Here is a 1,998-nt window from a genome sequence, read left to right on the forward strand (position 1 = left end):
ACCGTGAATTTGGTGCTTTTCGGTGGCAATGTCGCCAGTAGTCCGTCAATTTTGACGATTAATGATGTGGCGACAACTGGGACGACGCCGACGCCGACGCCAACTCCGACGCCAACTCCGGCGACAGCTCCGGCGCCAACCACGTATTTCTTCAGTGCGGCTAATTACAGCGTCAACGAGGGCAGCTCTGCGCCGATTACCATCAATCGCAGTGGCAACGTTACGGCACCGAGTGCGATTTTGTTCCGCACGGGTGACGGTAGTGCTAGTTCTCCAGCGGATTACAACAGTGTGACTCAAGGGGTCTTTTTTGCAGCCGGACAAACTAGCGCACAAGTTCCGGTTCAAACTTTATTTGACAGTCTTGCGGAGCCTACTGAAACGGTGAATTTGTTCTTGAGTGGTGGCAGTTTGGCTAGTCCGTCACTGGCAGTTTTGAGCATTATTGATCCTACTTTTGTGGCTCCGACTGTCTTCTTTTACGGTTCGTCTCCCGATCCTATTATTGATGGTGGTTCTGGAACTTTTACAATTAATCGGACTGGCAATACTTCGGTTTCGGCTTCGGTCGACTATTTGATTGCTCCTCCTACTGTTCCTGGTCAACCTCTAAACACCATAGACTACACCATTAGTCCATCGGGTAATTTTACTGGAGGCACGGTTAACTTTAATGCCGGTCAAACTAGCGTTAGTCTGACGATTAACAATCCTCTTGGTTTGACTGGTGGGACGGTGGGTTTAGGCTTTGGCCCAGGTGCGAATGTCGGCAATCCGGGATCGACTACAATTACTCTGATTTAAGGCTGTTAGTAGGGCGAGCAATCCTTGCTCTACTAATATTTCCTGCAAGTAGTGAAATGCTTTTTATCAGTCTGGCTCCTCACTACAGCTTTTTTCAAGAAAGTGAGGTAGGCGGGTAAAATCTTCGCTGTGTGACAGTCGCTGTCACCGACAACTAATGGAATTCACCTACAGGACTGATTGTGGGCGGTCTCGACCAGAATCCCATTGCTGGTGCTAGTTTCGTGGCTTTCAACCCATTTGCTACTCCGGTCTGATAGAACCATTTCGAGGTCGTACTCTTAGATGCTACGCGCATTGTTCGAGTACGACCTTGAACCCTTGTATATGGAAAGAATTAGATTGCAATTTGCCAGTGGCTGGGTTTTTTTGAGATTGTTGGTTTGTGGTAATTATTGTTGGTAAAACTCGCACCTAAATTATCGATTGGATATTACTGTTTTTTGGCGTTTACCTACTTAATCATTAATTTGTTGATAAGCTTGCTGACACTGTTCAAAGGTTGAGGGGTCAGCTCTCCTATTCCCAAAATATAGTTGCTCACGTATTCTTATCAAAGTTTCGTAAGGCACTGGCTGGGGTAATTGCTGGATTAATTGCAAATATTCGCCATCAGTGCGGCTGGGTTGATAAACTACGGTTCCCGCATTATTTAACCGCTGCAACAAAGCCATGTAAAGACAGCGGCAAGCTTGGCGGTATTTGCCTTCCTGCTGCAATTTTTGCGCTCGCAACAACCACTCTGCTACGGACAAATCTTTAATTCTTTTTTTCGTACTTCCATCAGTTGTTTGATTTCTGTTTTGGAAATTATGAATATAAAAACGTAACAGTTGCCAAATCTACCAACTCGCCCAGACTGCGAGCAATGCTAAGATTAACCAAAAAGCGGCTTGAGCGATCGCCCCCAAGATGGGGGAATCAAACCAAGATGGCAATTTGACATTCGGTATATTTTGGGCAGTTTTTAGTTCCCACCACTTCTGCACTCGCTGTTGCCACTGTCCTAATTATTGCCAACTCAAGTTAGTTTTATCAAAGGAACTTTCAGACCTAGTTTTACTTCAGTTAATCGATTTTGCCCTGTGGATTTTGGATTTTTTTATTCGATCGTCTTATACCAATTTTATGTGAAGTTGCATATATAGCATTTCTTACAAAGGTGAGGTACAATAACAGCAGTGAGTAAACCAA

3 protein-coding genes are annotated in these 1,998 nt (G+C 44.9%); 1 reads left to right on the forward strand and 2 read right to left on the reverse strand.

Annotated elements, in window-relative coordinates:
• Window positions 1–804 (forward strand): Calx-beta domain-containing protein (locus QUA04_RS23045; RefSeq protein WP_333261213.1); only part of this gene is annotated, 804 nt, incomplete at its 5' end.
• A gap of 458 nt (window positions 805–1,262) precedes the next feature.
• Here the strand turns inward: QUA04_RS23045 and QUA04_RS23050 are convergent.
• Together QUA04_RS23050 and QUA04_RS23055 are read right to left on the reverse strand one after the other, a co-directional pair.
• Window positions 1,263–1,559, reverse strand: coding sequence for a DUF4129 domain-containing protein (locus QUA04_RS23050; RefSeq protein WP_333261216.1), 297 nt, complete (start codon window positions 1,557–1,559; stop codon window positions 1,263–1,265).
• Between the two features lie 87 nt (window positions 1,560–1,646).
• Window positions 1,647–1,793, reverse strand: coding sequence for a hypothetical protein (locus tag QUA04_RS23055; RefSeq protein WP_333261218.1), 147 nt, complete (start codon window positions 1,791–1,793; stop codon window positions 1,647–1,649).
• Between the last annotated feature and the right edge of the window lie 205 nt (window positions 1,794–1,998).

It is taken from the genome of Microcoleus sp. S13_C5, from assembly GCF_036700845.1.
Taxonomy (GTDB): Bacteria; Cyanobacteriota; Cyanobacteriia; order Cyanobacteriales; family Microcoleaceae; genus Microcoleus.